Origin of the sequence: Patiriisocius marinus (assembly GCF_008974325.1) — a bacterium.
Taxonomy (GTDB): domain Bacteria; phylum Bacteroidota; class Bacteroidia; order Flavobacteriales; family Flavobacteriaceae; genus Patiriisocius; species Patiriisocius marinus.
Genome location: NZ_BKCG01000001.1, coordinates 59,577 through 81,187, shown reverse-complemented (window position 1 = coordinate 81,187; position 21,611 = coordinate 59,577). Strand labels below are relative to the sequence as shown.

Sequence of the window (21,611 nt, the reverse complement as noted above, 5' to 3'; positions counted from 1 at the left end):
TTGTTGTCGAAATTTTAAAAATAAATACCAACAATCCTCAATCGTTAATCAATACTTACTTTATCATTCCTTTATCCTTAAAGCGATCTCTAGCGCTTTTTTTAGGAGCTTCGGAAATATTCTTTTGGGAAGGTTGTTTAGTTTCAATTACCTCTGGTTCAAACCTATCTTTTACATCTTCCACTAAATCTTCAACACTTTCCTTTCCTTTTTCGTAAGCTTCAACCAAGGCTTCTTTCTTTGTTTTTTCTGAAACAAAAACAATAAGTCCAGCTAAATAAGTTCCTATTAATGTCCCCACAATTGCCGAAACGAAGTATTGAATGTAAAAAGCGTTTATTGGTGTTGCGAAACTAACAACAGCTCCTACCACAACAAATAATAATGTTAAATAAACTAGTCGCCAAATAAAAGGTTGCAAGTGGAAAAACCCTTTTCTATTGTCAGCCTTCATTTGAATGTCCTCATTATGTGTAAGGTGGTTGATCCATCGATAAACACGGTTACTTTTAGATTCACTCCAGTATAAAATCATTCCAAAAAGGATAGCGAGTACAAATACAATAATTTCTAGTGTCATAATTTATTGGAGTTTAGACTTTTAGTGTCTATTAGTTGCTAAAGCCTTATTATTGTTACAATCTATTAATGGGAGATTGCTTTTGAAATAGTATCAATGACCCAATCTTGATAACCAGGTTTCCATTTTTTATATTCTTCATAAAATTTCTCTTTATCATACCAATATAAATGTAATGGGTCGACAGGGGTAATTTTAGTGAGTAATTTCCAAATGAGTTCCTGATGTTCAATTTCTAAAGAGGTATGTGGTTTGTGTAGCGATTTTGAATATCGTTCATCCACAATGTCTTCCATTTTTGTTTGATTGCTTAATGCTAGTTTCTCTAAATATAGCTCAACACCCATTAATTTTTTTCTGGTGTCGAGATCAAGTTCGTTTAAGTATTTTTTAAAGAGAAATTGATTTTCAAAAATCTCATTAATTGGGTGTTCGTTGTCAACAATTGCTTCACTAAAAATATGCGTTTTTATTCGTTGATAGTTTGGTGAATTTACAGCACTTTTTAAATCTAGTTCTGCAATAATATGATCTCTAAGTACGTCCATCAATTCGTCGTGATCCTTATGGAAAAGCATAACGTCGTGATCTGTATCTTTAATCGCCTTTTTGAAAACTTCTAGATTTTCAAAAATCATTATAGGTTTAATAAAATCACGTAATAGAAATACTCCACCAAAGGCACGAGTATAAAACGAGCTAACTTCTAAGGATAGATTTTCCAAGTCTAATTTCCGAAATCTTAAATCTCCAAACTCTTTAGCCGATTTTAATAATTTGTTGTGCAATTCTCTATCGATAAAATTGTTTCCTTTTTCGAATGTTGCAATTAATCGTTGTTGTTCTTTTTGCTGTTCTTCTAATTTATGTAGTAAGCTAAAACTAACGGTAATGTTTTTGTATTTCAGTAAATCAAAGGGTTCATAAAAGGCATCAACGTGTTGGTCTAAGTGAACAACAATAGCAGCGTCTTTTGTAATATCTCTTATCTGTTTGCTATATGCAGTGAAAATAGCGTGCATTAAATCGCGATCAAAACTATGCGAGGGCATAAAAACAGGTTTCCCTTTTTGAGCTGGCGAAATTATAATTGCATTAGGATTTGCATCACCAATGTTAAGGTAATAATTTTCTTCTTTTTCCTCTGCAATTTCGGGGCTCCATCCCATAGCATCCACTGAAAAGTGAGATAAACCAGTGGGTTTCACACCTAGCATCGCTAAGCATTCATTATAACGCTTTGCTAAGGATCCAGAAAGTGGAACGAGTCCATTACCAAATAATTTTGCTGCTTTTAATTTTATCATAGATACTGCCCACTATAGTGGGTAAGGTTATTTTTGTTGTTTTTAGTTTAATAATTTACAAACTCGAATTATTAATCTTCAAATCGTTTTCTTGCTGCTTGTTGTACTTCCATGTCATGAATACGTCCTTCAACTTTACGTTTAAAATCAGTATCAGCAATAGTGGCTACGTTATCTAAATAACGAACAACTTCTTGCCTACGGATATCACTAAAGTTTAATCCTTTCATATTAGATTTCATTAACTCTTGTAGCATCCCATACTTTGTGTCATAATCTTTTTTGAAATAACGCATTGGGTCTTCAAACCAATCTGTTGGTAAATCAAAATCTGTCAATCGTAAACTAATGGCACTTTGAATGTTTCTTATATCTCTTGAAGAGAAAAAAGGAAACTGTGCTTGTATATTTTTATACAATTCAGCATAGAATAGATGCTCGTTCGTATTATAAGTGTCTTCTGTTTTTTGATAAATTTCTAGTACTTTTTGTTCGGTTGGCTTATCTGAGACATTTAATATTTCGCCTAAATTTTTAGCTAATCCTTGTGCAGATAGAAACTGGTAATCTTTCGGGTTTTGCATTTTTACAAAATCGGGCATTGTTTTTTCAAACTTGCGCCACCAGATATAATCTTGATCTATAAAATCTGGAATTGATCGTGCTCCGTCAATTTTAAAACGCCCTTGCACACGATTAATCACAGCCTTGTCTAGCATTTCGGGTAAGTTGGTAAATAACCCTATGCTACTATTACCGTAATTAATGGCGTAAGCACCTTCTGTATAACGTAAAAACACACCAATCACTTCCTTTACTCCAGCCGAAACGCCTTGGGCGGTACGTTCTTGTAAGTTGTTTTCAGCATCGTCAATAGGTGCAAATATAAGTCGTGTTGGATCACTCAATGGTTTCATCCATTGCACCATCTTTTCTGCAGATCCTCCTTGAAATGTCGAAATCAAGGTATCAGGTAAAGGATGGAATAAAAACGGAATTTCTAATTCCTCACTATGTTTTTTAAGTTTAGTTGCAATGGCGGCGATCAACATACTTTTTCCAGTTCCTGGAATTCCATAACCCATAAATACGGGCATAAAACCTCCTAGTTCTTGAAAAGGATTTTTCTTTGCAGTAAAATCATAACTCAACATTCGCTCTGTCAATCTTCTTGCAAAGTGTTTAGCATCTCGGTTTCCTACAATTTGTTCAAATTCAATTTTATTGAATTCAACACTTGCAGCCATTCCTTCTTGAGCATATTCCCAACCTGAAATGGCATAGTTGCTTTTTTCAAGTTTATAGGTTCGGTCAGTGATAGTTTCAATATACTCTAGCGAGCCTACACGCATTAAAATTTCGGCTATAATAGCTTCAAAATAAACAACGGTAAAGTTAATTACATCTTCGTCATTTGTAATGATTTCTGGGTGACCTAAGTATTTATCGTAATAGTATAACAGGCAAGAAACACCTTTAAGTGGCGACATCAATGACAATTCAGGAATACCAGCAAACTTGTTTTTCATTACTGATAAGTCGTCTGAGGCAGCAGGTAGTAAATCAAACAATGCGCGTGTAGCAATACCAAAAAGCATATAAGCTGTGGCTGTTTGTTGTTTAGATTCATATTCACGGCGTTGCTCAACATCTAGGCTCGATTTGCGTTCATTTAATCCAGAAAGTCCTGAGCTATCATAATACGAATCTTTTAACCAAATTCCCATTGTTAGCCCTTCTTGTAAAGCAAGTAGACTTTGGTTTAAGCGAAGTGGGATAGCAACACTATCTGGCAATAATCGTTTTTTGAGACCTAAAATTGTTTTAGAAACCGAAGTGATATCTGTAGTTCCAGAACCATTAGCTTTAGACAAATAGAGTAGGATAGAGGAGTCTTTTTGATCCTTATCACGGCGTTGCGCTTTGCCTCCTTGTTCCCATTGAACTCCTTTTAAGTAAGAGGAAGCTTCGTCACGGAGTGCTTCGAGTTCGTTGTTTTTTATAGGAAAAGTGCTGTTGTGTTCCATACGTAATGTGTCTTTTTTATTTTAAGGTTTCCATTTCAATAGGCGCTTGCGTTAGCGAGTTTAAAAACTCGGGTATTTCATCATAGAGTACTTGAATTACTCTATGTGATGTAAAAACATACCGCGCTGGTTTTTTAGATTTCCATACTTGTAAGTGTTGCTTGTTAAAAAAGCTGCCTTCAGTAAAAGTATCTGTACTTATTATTTCTTCTATTTTTAGTGATATGGCATACGCCGAAATATCAAGTGTTTTATCAATGATTCCTTTTAAAATTACATGTGTTACTTCAAGTTCATCTTTTGCAAACACACTATGTAAAGGTCCTAAGTCTACTTTTTTAAGTTTCTTAGGCAATACTTTTGGTAATTTTTTATCAAGTGCATACGCCATCATATCGAGTGACATATTTCTATCTGCTACTTGTTCTAATACAGTATATATTTCCTCAGTGTATTCAGCAAGTGTTGTTTTGTGTAAATCGAAATACATAAAACATACAAAAGGCCGGTTGTGTGTTACGTCGTAAAATGACCAACTAACCATGTATTCTCCTTCTGATACTTTGCCTGCAACCTTCTCATTTCGAATTATTTTTCCTTGAATGTATTTTTTAAAAATATAACGTTGCTCTACTGAGGTATAATAAATTATCGAAGCGGCTTGATGCAATTTAAAATCGCTTATAGGTTGCTTGTCCTTTAATAACGATTCTAGAAATTGAGCTTTTAATACCTCTACCTTTGGCAAGCGCTCTATGTACTCGTGTTTAAGTGCTAGATCATTGTATAGATATCTAAATTCAAGGAAATTGGGATAGCCGCTTTCGGTTAAATCAATTCGCATTTTTTCTTCGTCATCAAATAAATATTTGATTCTAAAGGCTTCTAAAGAGTACGTAATAAGCTCCGTGTATTGTTCAATAAAAGTAACTTCCATTTCACCACAAATTTGCTTTTTACTCAAGCTTGCGACTAAGGAGTCGAAAGCGTGGCTTACAATTTTAAAGTAGACTTTGTATTGTTCTTTTGTTTCAAGAACAGCGCTGTCAAGTGGAGTTTGGATTTGGTTAATGGACATAGAAATACACTTCTTTTTTTAGTGTTGCTTGTAATACATTCAAAAAATTAATTGTCTTTTATCAGTTTTTGAATTCCGTAGTTAGCATTAGCATCTTTTACCTTTACAAGGTAAATAGCAGATTGTAACGTTGAAATATCTACTTTATTAATACCATTTTCATCGTCTTTTTCTAATACCATTTGTAGTAGCTGATTAAAAATCTGAACCTTCACTATGGGACTAGTAGACTTTAAATTGATAGTATTTCTAGCAGGGTTAGGAAAAACACTGTAATTAAATACGGTATTGATATCAACTCCTAACGGACTTAAATTTTCATACCATACAATTCCATTTCCTTGCCCTGATGCAGAGACTACATCTACATCACCATCATTATCAATATCAACAGCATATACTGATTGCGCTCCAAGAGCATCTTCCGAAATGATTAACTGAGGTCCAAAAGTTCCTTTTCCATCTGTGTTTTGATACCAAGCAATTTTGTTATCTGAAAATGAAGCTGATAACACATCATTATCACCGTCACCATCCATGTCAATTGCAAAAACCGATTTAGCTCTTCCGGTTTGTCCTGTGATAATTCTCTCAGCACCAAACTTTCCTTTTCCGTTTGTATTTTGATACCAGATTATTTCATTGCTACAAAGAGATGAAGTAACTACATCAAGATCATTGTCACCATCAATATCAATGGCAAAAATTTTATTAGCACCGTGTGCAGTATTAGTTACTACTTTTTCTTCACTAAAAGTTCCTTTTCCATCAGTATTTTCAAACCAGATAATTTTACTATTACTAGCAGATGTAGCTATAATATCTTTATCTCCATCATTATCTAAATCTGCTGTGTGTACAGCGTATGGAAGGTAGACTTCAGTTGAAATCGTTTTCTGTTCACTAAAATCTCCTTTACCATTAAGGTTCTCATACCAAGCTACTTTGTTATCCTTTAACGAGCCAGAAATAACATCCATATCACCATCGCCATCTACATCATTAGCATAAACTGAATACGCCCTTTCAGCTTCAGTAGTAATAACTTGTTGATTGCTAAAGTTTCCTTTACCATCATTTTGATACCACGCTATTTTATTGTCTAAGCCTGATGCAGATAAAACATCCATTGTGCCATCTAGATTTATATCTGCAGCAAAAATGGAATAAGGTGTTTCAGCTTTTGTTGAAATAATATGTTTTTTTTCAAAAGCTCCTTTACCATCTACATTTTCATGCCACGTTAGCGTATTGTTTGTTCCAGAAGAAGAAACAACATCAATATCACCATCGCCATCCACATCAACAGCATATACCATATTTGTGTTATTCGACGTGTCTGAAATAATATGGGGCGCAAAATCAATTTGTGCAAATGCGTTTGCGCACCCTAATATTGCTAACGTTACTAGTAGTTTAATTTTCATTATAATTTTAAATTTAAAAGGTAAATGAGATTTTTAAATTTTAAGCATAATTGATTTGATTACCCTAATAGGTCATCCTCAGCCGCTGGCTTTGGAGGTGTAGGTGTAGCGTCTCCATCGTTTGAAGGAGCAGCATTTCCTTCTGTAGCATAGTACTCTTCAAAAATTTCTTTCATATCGATACCATATCGATCTGCGAAATTTTTCTGAATCTCACCATCCTTTTTGCGTATTTCGTGTAAGCTTTCAGCATAACTTCCATACACGCCTTGCATCACTTTTTCGTGTACCGGAATGTTGTCCATCATATCTTGTCTAGCTTTAGCACTTGCTGTATGCATAGCTGCTAATGTTTGCCCAATGTGTTCATCTGTCTTCACACCTAAGTGTTCTAAAATGGCAGCAAACTCTTGGTCAGTTCTAGCTTTTAATGCTACGATATAACCATCGTAATATTTTAAACGCTCGTCAGTATCACTCTTTAACTTAGCTCTATGCGTTTGTAAATTACTACGTAGCGATGTTAAAACTTTAATAGTTAAGTTATGCTTGTGTACAAAACTGTCCTTACTTGCAGCAAGTGTAGTATACGCATTTTTCAACCCTTCAAGTTCTTCCACCTTTTGCTCAATAGTGGTAACAACTCCTATTGCCTCAGAATATGCAGATGACTGCTTGTCGCTTACTTCTTCTAGTGCCTGGCGCGCTTGTTTAAGTAAAGCATATTGCTCTTCTAATTTGTCCTCAGTTTCTTTCTTTTTCTCTAAAGCTTTCGTGTGGTTTTTACTAGCCTCAACAATAGCAACTTGAAGTTTTTCTTCTACTTCCTTAATTTCTACTTCACGGTTTTTCAATCTAGAAACAGCTGCTTGAGATTTATACGAAAGTTCATTTAATAATGTTTGTACATCTGCACTTTCGATACGTTCTTGAAACATAGCTTTTGCTTTCATATCTGCTCCATCACGAACAGCTTGTGCAGCTTTTAGTTCCTCTTCACGTTTTTTAATTTTCGCTTTGCGTCCCCATAAGTTATTCCACCAAGTATCTTCTACTTTTTCAGCATCTTCAAGTTCGTATGTTGCTTTGTCAAGCGCTTTTTGAGCACTATCAATTACCTTTTGTTCGTCTGCATTAAGTGTCGAAAATTTTTCAAAAATAATCCCTACTTCGTCTTGGTAATCTGTTAGATCTTTAATGGCATCTAACAAAGTGCTTCTATCTTTTTCGGCCATCCCAACAACATCGTCAAGTGTAGCGTTTAAAATTTTCTGGCGCACTTCTGGATCGTCTTCTTGAGCAAGCTTAGACTTCATTTGGTCTACTGCTTTGCCCCAGTTAACATCTACTTTTTCTTGTTTTTGTTGTGCATTAGAATCTGTTTCTAATAAGTCAAAATCGTCAGACATAGGTATAGCTTTTTTTAGAGGGTTATTTAGTGATTTACTAATTTACGAATTGGCCGTGTAAACCGCTGTAGTATTGCAGCAGTATTTGTGCTAAAAAGTAGCATATGGCTTATCTTAAAATTAGATGGTTCAATTTCGTGAAAAAAATCGAGTTTGGAAATACTGTTGTGTAAAGCTTTCGATAATAAGTCGCAGGTTAAGGTAAAATGTTACTGTAATGTACTTCGGAAATTTTAAAAGGGTGATTATTGCTGCTGTTAGTTAAGGTTTAGGCTATATTTTCTACTAATAGAATTCATAAAAAATATGCTTCATAATTGATATAATACCAATGAAACTTAACAAATGAATTTGAAATTTAATATTTCCGAAGCTATCCTATTTCCGAAGGTTTTGAGAGATGGAATAAATACCTAGTTTAGACAGAGGATAATAGCGTATCTTTGCCTCTTTAGTACTTATTTATCGATATTAATAACTAGTTCGCAGTACTTCAGCGAATTGTGTAGGCTGTTTCTTTAGCTGTTTTCTATTTGTAAATCGCTAGCAGCCAATTTAATGCCTGACTGCTAGAGTGAAAATTAATAGTAATTATAACCGTACGTTCTGCAAAGGTCATTGCGCTGCAAATCGTTTCAAAGCCATAATTGTGCTTTGTTCATTTTGTGCGAAAACAAGACCAACTAATGAGTACAGCTATCCAAGTGCAAAAACCAATGCCTAGTACAATTAATGATCAAATAACATTGTTTGATCGTGATACAGAAAAAAATCCAACTATTAGAATTTTAGAGGCTGGTAAAAAGGTGCTTATTTCAAGTTTTTATAGTGATGGTTTGTTGTTGCTTCGTACTATTAAGAAACATCTTTTTCGTACAATGCCTAATGAAACTTTTAGAGAACAACGTGAGTTTCGTACAGCGTATCAAAAACTGTCTAACCTTGTTATTATTGAAATTATTGATCACAACCTAGCGGTAAAAAAAGCACCGTCAATTGGTTGGCTTAAAAAATTATATCCCGACACAGCAGATTTCTTTTTAACATTTCCGCAGGTACAAGGACTTAATAGCTCTTGGCAATGGTTTGAAAATGGAATAAAAATTCCAGCACTACGTAATAAAATACATCCGTATTACGGAACGTATTTCCCTACACGTTTTGAGCATTTAGATCTATTTGATAATTGGTTAAAACGGTATGATGGTCCTAAGAAAACGGCTATTGATGTAGGTATTGGTAGTGGAATATTATCATTCCAATTAGTGCAGCACGGTTTCCAAAAAGTGTTTGGTACAGATACAAACCCAAATGCTATTGTAGGTTTAAAAGAATCGATGGGTACAACTAAACTCTCACGTAAAATTGCCTTAGACCACGCATCGTTATTTGGAAAATTTGATAAGCAAACCGAACTTATTGTTTTCAATCCACCTTGGTTACCACAGTCTCAAAATCTAGATAAGATTGACGAGGCAATTTATTATAATGATCAACTATTCCCAGACTTTTTTGCAGCAGCTAAACAGCAGTTGTTGCCTGACGGTAAACTTGTAATCATTTTCTCAAATTTAGCTCAAATAACTAAAACAGCGACGCAGCACCCTATAGAACAGGAATTGTTAAGTGGTGGTCGTTTTAAATTAGAACGTTGTTTTAAGAAACGGGTAAAAGCGGCATCAGAAAAAACAGATCGCGATCAACACTGGAGAGCCGAAGAAGAAGTAGAGCTTTGGATTTTAATTGAGGCGTAAAGTAGATAATTGTATTCTCAGCTAGTTTAATGAATTCTCAAGATATTGTTTTTCAATCAATTTTTTTAATGCTGTAAAATCAGTTTTTAAGGAATTTGCAGATATACTTATGGGCGTACCATACTTGTTATAATTGGCTTTCATAGCCATTTTTCCTATTCGGTTTTTTTGTAGATTGATATAGTATTGTGGATTTGAAACCTCAATCATTATAAATTTTTGTGAGTGTACTTGTTCCATTCCTATTCCCGTAATATCAGTCCATTTTACTAAGCCAATACTTGTACCACTAGCGTTGTCAATTATTCCATCTTGATTGATTATCAAGCCGTCTTTTTCGTCAAACAATTTTTTGAAGGCGAAGAGTCCACATACACCAAAAAAGACCACAGCGACAATCCCTATAATTTGAATAAATACAGAACTTCTTGGGCGATATGAACTATTGGCTAATTTTTCAGGATCATTCAGAAACCAAATGCCTAAGGCTACGAACATTAAAGAGCCAAGAACAATCAATAAGATTTTGTTTTTACTCAGTGGTATTTTAATCTCGTTGTTCATTTGGTTTTTCTGAAATTAGTTCATCCTTAAAATTAGAATAGTTTTTTGTTAGTTATATCCAATGTTGGCAACTGGCTTTTTTCAATTTTCAAGGTAGGGTAAAATGTGTTTTTCAAAAATCTCTTCTGGTTGTTGCGTTTTTCCATTTCTATAATTTCCAGATGTAATAACTACAACTGTTTGTAAACAAGGAATTACAAAAATATATTGTCCTCCATTTCCTCTTGCCTCAATAGATTTTATATTTTTTCCATTAATTTGATAAGTATTATGCCACCATAAATATCCATAACCATTTTTATCTATTACATTTTCTAAATTACGATAGTTTTTAAATGATTTTTTAACCCATTTTTTAGAAATAATACGATTTGATTGCCATTTTCCTTTATTCAGATAGAGTTCTCCAAATTTCAACATATCTTTTGGAGTAAGGTACATTCCACCTCCAAAATATGGCTTATCTCTTAAGTCCGTTTGTATAATGTAATTTGAAATTTTCAATTTCTGAAATAAAAACGTATCAATAAATAATTCCAAAGGTTCTGAAATAACTGAATCCATAGCAACACCTAGCAAAGCAGGGTTTGCTGAACCATAATTAGCATTAGTGTTTGGCTTATGAATCATTGGAGCTTTTAGAATTGCTTCAATCCAATCTGGTGTCCTTTGATAATTTTGCTCTGTTGCAGAAGATTTTGGATTTGCATTGATACCATAATCTATAGCATCTATACCAGAACTCATTGTTAAAAGACTCTGAATATCAATTTCAGTTTTTAAACTGTCTTTTAGAGTTTGATATTTATTCGGTAGAAAATCAAAAATAGATTGCTCAACATTTGTAAATAAAGATTTGTCTTTTGCAATTCCAACTATTGCAGATGAAATGCTTTTTGATGCTGAACGCAGATCGTGTGGTATATTTGCATTGTAACCATCAAAATAATTTTCATAAATAATTTCTCCTTTTTTTGAAATTAAAACGGAATGTGTGTTAGGTAATGAATCCTTTGAAATAAGCTTTTCCATTTCTGTCAATTTGAGAATAGAAACTTTATTCTTATTATTAAAACCACCAATTTTCCAATCAGTTGTAGATTTTTTTAATGATACCTGTGTAATTGAGTTTTTACCTAAATAGATATCTAATTGAATTTCATCAGCTGTTAATTTTCCTTTAAAATGTAAGCCAGTTTTAAAATCGGTAAACGAAATAGAGTCATTTTCTTTTTGAAAATTGTCACACCAAGTTCCTGTAAATCGGTTATCTCCAAAAATCGGATAAGCTTCATATTCATTTCCTGCTCCGTTTTCAACACTTAAATAAAAATTTAGTGATTTTAACTCGTCTACCATTAATATATTCCAAACACCTACAAAAATATTATTGTCTGATTGAGTAAGTTTTAAGTGATAAAGAAGCATTCCAGACTTGATAAACCCATTAATTTCTTTTCCATTTTCAGAAAGTACGCCTTCAAAAGAATAATTTTCTGTAAAAGGCACTTTTAATATTGAAGTACTTCTTGAATCAAATGGATAGTCAATAATGCTTTTACTATTAGAAATTTTTAATCTAGCTTTTTCAAGTCCAAAACTTTCTATTTCCACCTTTAAGTTAAATACTTTCGAACCTACTATTTTTCCTTCCCAGCCACTCGTGTATTCTGCCATATCTTGACCGAAAAGACTAATTGTAAGAAATGTAAAAAAGAGAAGTAAAATACTTTGTATTTTCATTTTTTAATTGATTTTTGATGAATTACAAAGGTGAAATTATTCCATTTCCGAAAATTGTATATAATTAACATCGGGAAATATTCTTTAAAATTTTTGTTGGTGTTGTATTGTAGATTTTCTTAAAATTTGAGATGAAATGACTTTGGTCATAAAAATCACATAGATAACAAATTTCTGTCATTGAAAACTTGTTTGAAGTAAGTAGACAAAAGGCTTTATTAAGTTTTATTAATCGAATATAATTACCAAGACTTGTTCCAAAATAGCGATTAAATTCTCTGGACAAATGAACAGGATGTATTTCTAACTTTGAACTTAAACTGTTTAGAGAATAGTCTGTTTTTTCCTCATTCAACAATTCTTTTAGTTTATTTGCCCAATCTGGTTTTCTTAAATTTCTTTCTTTACAATCATTAATTGTGTTGAAAATTTCAATCAAATTACTCTCAATACTTAAGTTTGAATACTGGTCATTAATTTTAGTCTCATTAAATATCTGATTCATTAAGTTCTTTATGATTGGATTCTTTAGATTGATACTACCTTCAAAATCGGTTATTTGAATATCAAAATTTGAAAACCAATCTTCATTTAGTTCAATGTGAAAGCCTCTGGTATATTCAGGTGGTTTTATATTGTAATGTGAGTCCTGCCAATTATGAAATAGTAGGTTTCCTGGCTCTAAATAATAGGATTCTTTTTTGTTAGATTCAAATAATTTTCCTTGAAGTAAATAAGTAAAATATGGATTTTCGTGATAATGCCAATCAACTTTACTGTGTGTATATTCTGTATCGGTAATTATTAGATTTTCAAAAGCTGATTTCTGGAAATGTGTTCCGTAAAACTCTCCTGTTTTTAGTTTATTCATTCTGTTTTTTCAGCTTGTTGCCAACGGTTTAGGCTAGGAAAAGTTGCGATTGGTAAACCGTAATTTTTCCGATGTTTGTTATGTCGTATAAAGTTAATCGAATTTTCGTATTTAGCATAGTGTAGCAATTTTTTTTAGCCATTGTTAGCAAACGTATTTACTTTAAAAGATTAAAATTAGTTCTTCTGTTATTGGTGTCTTTAAATTTTTTCCAAATATCTTAATTTGAACGAATGCTTTTTTTTCTGTTGGGTCTGGATTTAATAAAATCCTTAAAGGAACAGTAAAAACATCTTGTTCAATTTGATGTTTTAAGTCTCCTATAATTTCTGTTATAATATACTCTTTTTCAGTTTCCTTTACTGTTGGATAATTCATATTTTCATATGAAAAACTATTAGTTGGACTTGAATGTAAATCTAAAAAATGATTGTATTTGACAGGCTTGCTTATTATTTTATTACAAACAAAAATATTTTTCTTATCTATTTTTAACTCGATAGAAGCATCCTCAATATATTTCTCGGAATGATTGAAAATTTTAAAATTAAACTTATTGGCACTTTCCTCATAGATAAAATATTCATCATCATCTTCATATGTTTTATCTAATTGCTCAAGGTTTTCTTTTAAGGTTTCTAAATTTCTTTTTTCGTATGGAGTAGGTACAATGTAAGAATGGTTAAAATTTAATCCTTTAAAAAGAAGATTTTTATCATTTGAATTTTCTACTATTTCTTTCTCTTTAATAAGTTTGGTAATCTCTAAACGTGCTTTCTCAGATGGTTTATCTTTAAAAGGAATATGCTTTATATTAAATTCTTTATTTCCTAACTGATGAGTATAAACAGAAATTTCCCCATTAAAATATCCTTTTGAGATTTTTCTTTCTATGAAGTAATCTATATCTTTTCTTAAAATTCTAGTTTGATGTGAACCTTTTCTGATAAAAGATTCTCCAGCCTTAAGTTTGCCAAAATCTTTTTTCATCATATAAGGTGGATCAATGCAACCAAAAATTTTGAAAACACCAAATTTTTTGTCTTTAAACTCAAAAGGGAAGTAATCAAAATTCAATTCTGGCTCAATATTGTTATGTACTAATTGTTGATATGATGCCTCGTCAATAAAATCATTATTTATTCCTAAAAATTGCCTTTCTCCGTTTGGTTTATGTTTTAATCCAACTATTATAAATCTATCATTTTCAGTTTTTGCATTAGCCATTGAAATTAAATCTTTCAATAAATTTTCAAATTTAATTTTATCATACTGAATGGCTTTGAAATCTAATTCAGTATTTTCATTTTCAAATTCAATAATTTCTTCTAAGATTTTCATTTTATGTTTGCTAACGGTCACGTATATGAAAAGTAGCGCTGTAAATAGGCGGTAATTTTCGGATAATACACAAGCCGAATTTTTAAATTTTACTATTTATTTTTTTATTGGAAATCGTCAAATTTAAAAATTTGGCGACTTTTCAAAAATGCCCAAACCTTTGTGTTAGCAATGACTTGCGCTATTTTTTATATACATTGTTAGCACACGTATTTATTCATCCAATTTGGTTTCTTTATATTCAATCGTCATTGGTGGCGGTGGTGGTATTGGTATTGGCGTGAAATATTCTTTTCTATATTCAGCCATTTCTTCTGGGTATAATTTAGCCATTATATTTTGGTATCGCTCAATATTAAATCCACGATTCCCAAGTCCAGTTGTTCTCAATAAAAGAGTGTCATTTTCCTTTGGGTTGTTAATTATAAAAAATGGACTACTTATCTGTTCTTGATAATTTATATCAAAATCAATTATCATCTTTTCTAAATTCAAAGTGTCATTTTTTAAATCATAAAAGACTTTACTAAAATGAAGTGGTTCATCGTCCATTACTCTTTTTTCTTTTAGCTGAAGAAATATACTGTCATTAGATTTAGTTATTTGTAGATTATCATATTCGCTCCACATACACATTGATAATAAAACTCCGATATTCAGCGTATCATTATTTTCCATTTTGCTTGTAAATTCCGCATAATCTTTAGCAACTTTAAATTTAGATTTTTTTGGTTCAGGTTTTTGTTCGCAACCAAATATTAGGATTGCGAAAACCAAAGTTAATATGCCGAACGATTGTTTTTTCATATGTGTGCTAACACGTTATATAATTAAATTTATCATGGTTATCCCGTAAAGTTAGTTTAAAAATTGAACTCATTTAATTTTTAAACTCAATAATTTCTCCAGAGATAGTAGCTGAGATTCTTTTTTTTGTTTCAATAACATCTACCGATACATTTATAAGAGTTCTACTTCCTGATAAATCTATACCCGATGCTTTTGCATTCTCTAGTAAATTAGTTTTTGCTAATGAGATAATACCTTCTTTGTTTTTTATGTTGTAAGTTTTAATTTTATGAGTCGCAGTACCTTTAAAACTTCCTAATACATTAAAGTTAGCTGTTGATAGTACTGTTTGTGTTTGATTTAGTTGATTATAACCACCACGGTGTAAACTTGGAGTTCTGCATGAGGAACATAATGCAATGATGGCTAATAGCGATAAAATTTTTTTCATTCATTTATGGTTTTAGAGGTTATGTTGTTAATTAAACTCAAAGTAACAACACCGTGCAATAATCACCTTACGGGTTTCCGTAAGCGAGGCGAAAAAAAGCGCATTAATAGAAAAACCCCAACATAATATGCTGGGGCTAAACTATCTAAAATTATATTTGAGCTAATTACAAACTCAAATTTTTTCATTGTATAGTATTGCTTAAACGAAACAGCTATTTATATACTTTCAAAGCAGTAGGTATATAGCTTCAGAAAAATACCTTCCTAATCTTTCTATGTTTGTTTCAACTGTGAGATTAATACTATACTCAAAGTAACAATAAAAAATTAGCATTCGGTTACGGTTTTCCGTAATGGGGTTAAAAAAAATGTTTTTGACAGCTTGTTTTCATTGTATAGCAAGGTGTAGGTGGATACTATTTCAGCAGAAATAGTAATAATGTAGAAACTATTTCTTTTAAAATGTCAAATATATTAAAATTGTATGAGCAGAGCATTAAGTTGATTGTAGAGAGCTTTATCTTTACACCATGCAACCCAAAATACTTTTTATAACGCCTCCATTTACTCAGTTAAACACTGCATATCCTGCAAGTGCTTATCTAAAAGGTTTTATGGAAAGTCAGGACGTCGTATTTTCGCACTGCGATCTAAGTATAGAGTTGTTTACAGCTATTTTTACAGGCGATTTTCTACGTGCTATTTTCAAAGAAGCTGAGGAGTTAGGTAATTTTTATTACCCTGATGTTAGCAGCATGAAAACGAAGTATATTTCGCGAGTTGATGTGGTAATTCCTTTTTTGCAAAAGCAAGATATTGAAACCGCTAAAACAATTTTAACGCCTAATTTTTTACCCTTGGGGCACCGTTTGCAAAAGGTGAATACGGCTATTAAATGGGAAGCTGGCGAAATAGGCATAATAGATAAAGCAAAGCATTATGCAACGCTTTTTGTGGAGGAAATAGGCGATTTTATACAAGCGAACGTAGATGAGTTTTTCGCCTTTACAAAATATGCTGAGCAGATTGCAACTTCGGCAAGTAGCTTTAATCACTTGTACGAGTTGCTAAGTTACCAGCCTACGCTTATTGAAGATGAAATGATCAATATTCTCGAGGAGCAAATTAATAAACACACTCCAGATCTTGTATGTTTTACCATTCCGTTTCCTGGAAATCTAGTCGCAGCATTGCGTTGTTCGCAATTTATAAAACAGTTTTTTCCAGAAATTCATATTGCTTTTGGTGGTGGTTATTGCAATACCGAATTGCGTTCATTAGAAGACTCACGAATTTTTGAATTTATAGATTTTATTACCCTTGATGATGGGGAAGGACCCTTATTAAAAGTGGTGAAATATCTTGAAGGATTAGTCACTATTGATGATCTTGAGCGAACATTTGTGCTTGAAAATGACCAAGTAGTTTATAAAAATAAATTGCCAAACACCATTTATCATCACCGTAATCTACCTGCGCCAGATTATTCAGGATTGCCATTTGATAAGTATGTTTCTTTTTTAGATGTGGTAAACCCAATGCATCGTATGTGGACAGATGCACGATGGAATAAGTTGACCATCTCTCACGGTTGTTATTGGAAACAATGTTCGTTTTGCGATGTAACTTTAGATTATATAGGAAATTATCAAAATACAACGGCGGAAGATTTAGTAGATAAGATTGAAAAAATTATAGCAGATACTGGCATTACAGGTTTTCATTTTGTAGATGAAGCTGCGCCGCCTAAAATGTTACGTGCATTGTCTAATAAGCTATTAGAACGAAACTTGAAGATTACGTGGTGGACAAACATCCGCTTCGAGAAAACTTTCGATTATGAGTTATGCGATTTAATGGCAAAGTCTGGTTGTATTGCTGTAACGGGTGGGCTTGAAGTAGCATCAGACAGATTGTTGTCTAAAATGAAAAAGGGAGTTGATATTGCTCAAGTGACTAGAGTGACTAATAACTTCTCTAAAACGAGTATTATGGTCCATGCATACCTTATGTATGGATTCCCAACACAAACGGAACAAGAAACGATAGATTCGTTAGAAGTGGTGCGACAGTTATTTGAGAAAAATTGTATTCAATCGGCTTTTTGGCATCAATTTACAACTACAATTCATAGTCCAATAGGCCAGAAGCCAGAAGATTTTGGAATAGAAATCACAGGGCCAGTTTTTGAGGGCTTTGCTCAAAATGATTTGATGCACGTGGATCCTAAAGGTGCAGATCATCCTAGGTATACAAAGGGATTAAATACTGCGTTACATAATTATTTAAATGGTGTTGGATTTGAAAAACCATTACAGGATTGGTTTGATTTTCCAGTGCTTGAAGTAAGTCATTCCGAACACTTAATTGAAAGTTTTCTCTCTTAATAGTGTAAACAGTATTGAACAATAAACCCCAATACAAAGTATTAGGGTTTAGAATATATTGTTATCAATAGTTATCTTATTACCTAATAAATAGTTGAATGCTATCAGTAGATCCTGTGTTAGCCGGAATACCTCCACTGTATGGATTTACACTTCCAATAGAGTAAAACCAATTACCACTGTTTACAGATCCGTCTAAATAAGTAGAACCTCCAGAAAATTCAAGTCCGCCCCAAAAACTGTTTGTCATACTTACATTTATTGCAGTATATCCCGCTACTGGTCTTGTAGGTGATGCACCACTTCTAGGGTCAAATGTTTGACTCCAGTGATTTGTGAGTCCTAACGAAGGGAAGTGTAATCTAAACTCATATGGAGCACCACTATTTTTTAGTTCGTCTAGTTTGCTAAGTATGGAGTATTTATTAGTTGTTATTCCAGGCGATGTACTGTTAAAAAAGCTAGCTTCCGTATCATTTGCCCAATAACCACCAATAATATTGTGGTTAAAAACTAAAGTCCAACCACCACCATCATTAGTCATGTCGCAATAACAGTCATAGGGAGCGATAGGTCCAGTACCACCGTCAGGATCAATAGTGTAAACACCGTCACTTGTAACTCCAGAGTTGTAATATTCAAGGCAATTTGCTAGGAACAGACTTACATTTACATCTACTGTGCACGTAGCTGAACTTCCATTAAAAGTGATTGTAAAAGTGTCTGTTTGTATAGCTCCAGGAGTTCCTGTTCCTTGAAGTGTTATAGTATTTGAACCAATACTGCTAAATGATCCTGTAGCTGAAAAGCTATAGCCATTCACTGTGTTTGTAGTGATGGTGTAGGCTTCAATTACATTAGTAAGCACATCAATAGTTATTGTGTTACTAGTTGTTAGAGCGCTTCCCATTGTGTAAGCCCCATTAACAGTTGCTGAGCTACAGTTTAAAGAGTTGGTTGGGAATTCGCCTAAGCAACCTGACCAACCTGTGGTTTTATAGAATTGAAAACAGCTACTGTCTAGATTGTAAATAAATAGGCCTTCTTGTGGGCTAGTAATATTATCCCTTTGTGTAGTAGTCATCCTTGGCATTAATAAGCCTGCGGTTGTAGATTCAATATCTAAAATGGCAGATGGATCTGGGGAGTTAGTGCCAATACCTACTTGGGAAAAACTTGAGATGCTAAAAATTAGGGCAATTGTGAGGGCTATAGAAACTTTATTCATTACTAGTAAGTTCGGGGGATTAGTAATATTGGTCACAAAATAAGGTATTCAGTGATTAAATTACAAGTTTTAGCGATAAATTCTGTTTATTTTTCAGTTAATATCGTTAAAAACTAAATTTATGTGATTAAAACAAAAAAATCGCCTTGAAATTAATCAAGACGATTTTAGTAATACTGTTTTTATAAACTATACTAATCTTTAAGTAATCCTCTAGAAATTACTATTTTTTGAATTTCACTAGTTCCTTCATAGATTTGTGTAATTTTTGCGTCACGCATCATACGCTCTACGTGGTATTCTTTTACAAATCCATTTCCACCGTGTACTTGTACAGCCTCTACAGTAACGTCCATTGCAACTTTACTAGCTTTTAATTTCGCCATTGCGCTAGACATGTCGTAGTTGTTTCCATTGTCTTTGTCCCAAGCAGATTTGTACACAAGGTAACGAGCTGCTTCAATTTCAGTATGCATATCTGCTAATTTAAAAGCGATTGCTTGATGATTGCAAATTTCAGTGCCAAATGCTTTTCTTATTTTAGAATAGTCGCGAGCCATTTCGTAAGCACCACCTGCAATACCTAATGCTTGAGCAGCAATACCAATACGTCCACCACTTAAGGTTTTCATTGCGAATTTGAATCCAAATCCATCTTCACCAATTCTATTTTCTTTAGGAACTTTTACATCGTTGAAGTTTAATGTGTGCGTGTCACTACTTCTAATTCCTAATTTATCTTCTTTAGGTCCAACTTCGAAACCTTCCCATCCTTTTTCAACGATGAAAGCGTTAATTCCGCGGTGCCCTTTTTCTTTATCTGTTTGTGCGATTACAAGGTATGTATCTGCACTACCTCCGTTTGTAATCCAGTTTTTTGTACCATTTAATATGTAGTGATCACCCATATCAATAGCAGTAGTTTTTTGCGATGTTGCATCACTACCAGCTTCTGGTTCACTTAAGCAAAATGCTCCAAGGTGTTCTCCTGTTGCAAGTTTAGTTAAGTATTTTTCTTTTTGTGCTTCATTAGCATAAGCATCAAGACCATAACATACAAGTGAGTTATTTACACTTACAATTACTGAACAAGAAGCATCAACTTTACTTAATTCTTCCACAACAATTGCATAGCTAATAGCATCCATTCCGCCACCGCCGTATTTGGGGTCTACCATCATACCCATAAATCCAAGCTCTCCCATTTTTTTTACTATTTCCTTAGGAAACTCTTGCTTGTTATCACGTTCAACAACGGTAGGTAAAATTTCTTGCTTCGCGAAGTCACGCGCAGCATCACGAATCATTAAGTGTTCTTCAGATAAAGTAAAATCCATAGTAATATTGTTGTTTTTTGAGATTGCAAAGATAGTTTTAAAAAGAGTATTTTGAAAGTGCACTTTTCTTAAAATATGTTATAGTTTTAAAATTGGTAAATCAAAAATCTGCGGTACCTTTAAACCTCTAAAGTTTCAGTGTTGAAAAAAGAACATTATAAAGTATTAGGGGTAATGAGTGGTACGTCGCTAGACGGTGTAGATCTTGCTATTTGCGAGTTCGTTCCACCAGAAAGTTCGGCTACTGGAAAATGGGAATATAGCATAGGCAAAGCCGAAACGCTACCTTATAATTCACAATGGAAACAAAAATTACAACAGGCTATTAGCCTAGATAGTGAAGCGTTAGAAACAATTAATGAAGATTACACATCGCTTTTAGCCGATTATATTAATGCTTTTATAACAAAACACAAAATCGAAAGTCTTGATGCTATTTGTAGTCATGGGCATACTATTTTACATCAGCCTAAAAATGGAATTACTTTACAAATAGGAAATCTCCCTAAAATTTCAGAATTAATACAACAAAAAGTGGTTTGCGATTTTAGAGTGCAAGATGTTGCAATGGGTGGTCAAGGAGCACCTTTAGTACCTATTGGTGATCAATTGCTTTTTAGTGAATATGACTATTGCTTAAACTTAGGAGGTTTTGCGAATGTTTCACTTAATAAAGATGGTAACCGATTGGCATATGATATTTGCCCTGTAAACATTGTGCTTAATGTATATGCAGAAAAAACAGGAGTGCCTTATGACGATGGTGGTAATATAGCAAAAAGCGGAAAGGTTTTGTTAGCTAAATCTTCATTGTTAAATGCTTTGCCTTTCTACAAATTATCTGCGCCTAAATCATTAGGTTTAGAGTGGGTTTTAAAAGAAATTTTTCCTGTTTTAGATGCTAGTTATGCTTTGCCAAAAGATACATTAAGAACTTTTACTGATCACACAGCATTCCAAATTGCACGCCAATTTAAAAAGGGGAGTACTGTACTAGTTACTGGTGGCGGTGCTTATAACAAGTATTTGCTTAATAGAATATGTTCATACAAAGATGTCGAATTAATTGTTCCTTCTGCTCAATTACTTGAGTTTAAAGAAGCGCTAATATTTGGTTTCTTAGGTGTGAGAAAGCTAAGGGGAGAAGTCAATTGTTTAGCGAGTGTAACTGGTGCGAAAGAAAATCATTCGAGTGGGGTGATTTATAACTAATCTATTGCTGTTTTTAAGGTTTTTGCTACAGCATAATTTATTTCCTTAAAATTTTCTAAACTTATATTTTGTTTAGTGTCTAGATGTTACCTTTGAACAAAACC

The 21,611-nt window shown here is 33.1% G+C and carries 17 protein-coding genes; 3 read left to right on the top strand and 14 right to left on the bottom strand.

Translation table 11 applies throughout. The features are described 5' to 3' along the window. Window positions 1-55: 55 nt before the first annotated feature. From GBH57_RS00370 to GBH57_RS00345, 6 genes are all read right to left on the bottom strand, one after another. Window positions 56-580: a hypothetical protein gene (locus GBH57_RS00370; protein ID WP_151672069.1), complete on the bottom strand. Its 525-nt coding sequence runs from the start codon at window positions 578-580 to the stop codon at window positions 56-58. Between the two features lie 65 nt (window positions 581-645). After that, window positions 646-1,887, bottom strand: coding sequence for a DUF6638 family protein (locus GBH57_RS00365; RefSeq protein WP_151672068.1), 1,242 nt, complete (start codon window positions 1,885-1,887; stop codon window positions 646-648). 71 nt (window positions 1,888-1,958) lie between these two features. Then, complete coding sequence (locus GBH57_RS00360; protein WP_151672067.1) at window positions 1,959-3,914, bottom strand: AAA family ATPase; 1,956 nt, start codon at window positions 3,912-3,914, stop codon at window positions 1,959-1,961. A gap of 16 nt (window positions 3,915-3,930) precedes the next feature. After that, window positions 3,931-4,992, bottom strand: a complete 1,062-nt coding sequence (locus tag GBH57_RS00355; protein ID WP_151672066.1) for a hypothetical protein — start codon at window positions 4,990-4,992, stop codon at window positions 3,931-3,933. Between the two features lie 47 nt (window positions 4,993-5,039). Beyond that, window positions 5,040-6,419 carry an FG-GAP-like repeat-containing protein gene (locus GBH57_RS00350; RefSeq protein ID WP_151672065.1) on the bottom strand — a complete coding sequence of 460 codons (1,380 nt, stop codon included), beginning with the start codon at window positions 6,417-6,419 and terminating at the stop codon, window positions 5,040-5,042. Between the two features lie 59 nt (window positions 6,420-6,478). Further along, entirely contained in the window at window positions 6,479-7,828 is a 1,350-nt protein-coding gene (locus tag GBH57_RS00345; protein ID WP_151672064.1) for a coiled-coil domain-containing protein, read from the bottom strand. A 686-nt stretch (window positions 7,829-8,514) separates the two neighbouring features. Here GBH57_RS00345 and GBH57_RS00340 point away from each other — a divergent pair. Next, complete coding sequence (locus GBH57_RS00340; protein ID WP_151672063.1) at window positions 8,515-9,582, top strand: methyltransferase; 1,068 nt, start codon at window positions 8,515-8,517, stop codon at window positions 9,580-9,582. 21 nt (window positions 9,583-9,603) lie between these two features. On the opposite strand, the gene GBH57_RS00335 is transcribed toward GBH57_RS00340, so the two are convergent. From GBH57_RS00335 to GBH57_RS00310, 6 genes are all read right to left on the bottom strand, one after another. Continuing rightward, window positions 9,604-10,146, bottom strand: a complete 543-nt coding sequence (locus GBH57_RS00335; RefSeq protein WP_151672062.1) for an STM3941 family protein — start codon at window positions 10,144-10,146, stop codon at window positions 9,604-9,606. A gap of 81 nt (window positions 10,147-10,227) precedes the next feature. Then, entirely contained in the window at window positions 10,228-11,889 is a 1,662-nt protein-coding gene (locus tag GBH57_RS00330) for a serine hydrolase domain-containing protein (RefSeq protein WP_151672061.1), read from the bottom strand. Between the two features lie 64 nt (window positions 11,890-11,953). Then, window positions 11,954-12,760 (bottom strand): helix-turn-helix domain-containing protein, encoded by an 807-nt coding sequence (locus GBH57_RS00325; protein ID WP_151672060.1) that lies wholly within the window; start codon window positions 12,758-12,760, stop codon window positions 11,954-11,956. A 162-nt stretch (window positions 12,761-12,922) separates the two neighbouring features. After that, a complete protein-coding gene (locus GBH57_RS00320) occupies window positions 12,923-14,101 on the bottom strand; it encodes an AlbA family DNA-binding domain-containing protein (RefSeq protein WP_151672059.1) in 1,179 nt (392 codons plus the stop codon). A 213-nt stretch (window positions 14,102-14,314) separates the two neighbouring features. After that, window positions 14,315-14,908, bottom strand: coding sequence for a hypothetical protein (locus GBH57_RS00315; protein WP_151672058.1), 594 nt, complete (start codon window positions 14,906-14,908; stop codon window positions 14,315-14,317). Between the two features lie 73 nt (window positions 14,909-14,981). Continuing rightward, window positions 14,982-15,341 (bottom strand): DUF6567 family protein, encoded by a 360-nt coding sequence (locus GBH57_RS00310; RefSeq protein ID WP_151672057.1) that lies wholly within the window; start codon window positions 15,339-15,341, stop codon window positions 14,982-14,984. A gap of 532 nt (window positions 15,342-15,873) precedes the next feature. Here GBH57_RS00310 and GBH57_RS00305 point away from each other — a divergent pair. Continuing rightward, the gene (locus tag GBH57_RS00305) at window positions 15,874-17,730 is read left to right on the top strand and encodes a B12-binding domain-containing radical SAM protein (RefSeq protein ID WP_151672056.1); all 1,857 of its coding nucleotides are present in this window, start codon (window positions 15,874-15,876) and stop codon (window positions 17,728-17,730) included. 79 nt (window positions 17,731-17,809) lie between these two features. Here the strand turns inward: GBH57_RS00305 and GBH57_RS00300 are convergent, their stop codons facing one another. Continuing rightward, a complete protein-coding gene (locus GBH57_RS00300; protein WP_151672055.1) occupies window positions 17,810-18,958 on the bottom strand; it encodes a phage tail-like protein in 1,149 nt (382 codons plus the stop codon). A 194-nt stretch (window positions 18,959-19,152) separates the two neighbouring features. Beyond that, complete coding sequence (locus tag GBH57_RS00295) at window positions 19,153-20,295, bottom strand: acyl-CoA dehydrogenase (protein WP_151672054.1); 1,143 nt, start codon at window positions 20,293-20,295, stop codon at window positions 19,153-19,155. A 138-nt stretch (window positions 20,296-20,433) separates the two neighbouring features. Here GBH57_RS00295 and GBH57_RS00290 point away from each other — a divergent pair, with 138 nt between their 5' ends. After that, window positions 20,434-21,507, top strand: coding sequence for an anhydro-N-acetylmuramic acid kinase (locus GBH57_RS00290; protein WP_308640210.1), 1,074 nt, complete (start codon window positions 20,434-20,436; stop codon window positions 21,505-21,507). Window positions 21,508-21,611: the final 104 nt, after the last annotated feature.

Bases quoted from the DNA above. Each gene is read 5' to 3' on its own strand.
- GBH57_RS00370 (WP_151672069.1), bottom strand. From the start codon at position 580: ATGACACTAGAAATTATTGTATTTGTACTCGCTATCCTTTTTGGAATG.
- GBH57_RS00365 (WP_151672068.1), bottom strand. From the start codon at position 1,887: ATGATAAAATTAAAAGCAGCAAAATTATTTGGTAATGGACTCGTTCCA.
- GBH57_RS00360 (WP_151672067.1), bottom strand. From the start codon at position 3,914: ATGGAACACAACAGCACTTTTCCTATAAAAAACAACGAACTCGAAGCA.
- GBH57_RS00355 (WP_151672066.1), bottom strand. From the start codon at position 4,992: ATGTCCATTAACCAAATCCAAACTCCACTTGACAGCGCTGTTCTTGAA.
- GBH57_RS00350 (WP_151672065.1), bottom strand. From the start codon at position 6,419: ATGAAAATTAAACTACTAGTAACGTTAGCAATATTAGGGTGCGCAAAC.
- GBH57_RS00345 (WP_151672064.1), bottom strand. From the start codon at position 7,828: ATGTCTGACGATTTTGACTTATTAGAAACAGATTCTAATGCACAACAA.
- GBH57_RS00340 (WP_151672063.1), top strand. From the start codon at position 8,515: ATGAGTACAGCTATCCAAGTGCAAAAACCAATGCCTAGTACAATTAAT.
- GBH57_RS00335 (WP_151672062.1), bottom strand. From the start codon at position 10,146: ATGAACAACGAGATTAAAATACCACTGAGTAAAAACAAAATCTTATTG.
- GBH57_RS00330 (WP_151672061.1), bottom strand. From the start codon at position 11,889: ATGAAAATACAAAGTATTTTACTTCTCTTTTTTACATTTCTTACAATT.
- GBH57_RS00325 (WP_151672060.1), bottom strand. From the start codon at position 12,760: ATGAATAAACTAAAAACAGGAGAGTTTTACGGAACACATTTCCAGAAA.
- GBH57_RS00320 (WP_151672059.1), bottom strand. From the start codon at position 14,101: ATGAAAATCTTAGAAGAAATTATTGAATTTGAAAATGAAAATACTGAA.
- GBH57_RS00315 (WP_151672058.1), bottom strand. From the start codon at position 14,908: ATGAAAAAACAATCGTTCGGCATATTAACTTTGGTTTTCGCAATCCTA.
- GBH57_RS00310 (WP_151672057.1), bottom strand. From the start codon at position 15,341: ATGAAAAAAATTTTATCGCTATTAGCCATCATTGCATTATGTTCCTCA.
- GBH57_RS00305 (WP_151672056.1), top strand. From the start codon at position 15,874: ATGCAACCCAAAATACTTTTTATAACGCCTCCATTTACTCAGTTAAAC.
- GBH57_RS00300 (WP_151672055.1), bottom strand. From the start codon at position 18,958: ATGAATAAAGTTTCTATAGCCCTCACAATTGCCCTAATTTTTAGCATC.
- GBH57_RS00295 (WP_151672054.1), bottom strand. From the start codon at position 20,295: ATGGATTTTACTTTATCTGAAGAACACTTAATGATTCGTGATGCTGCG.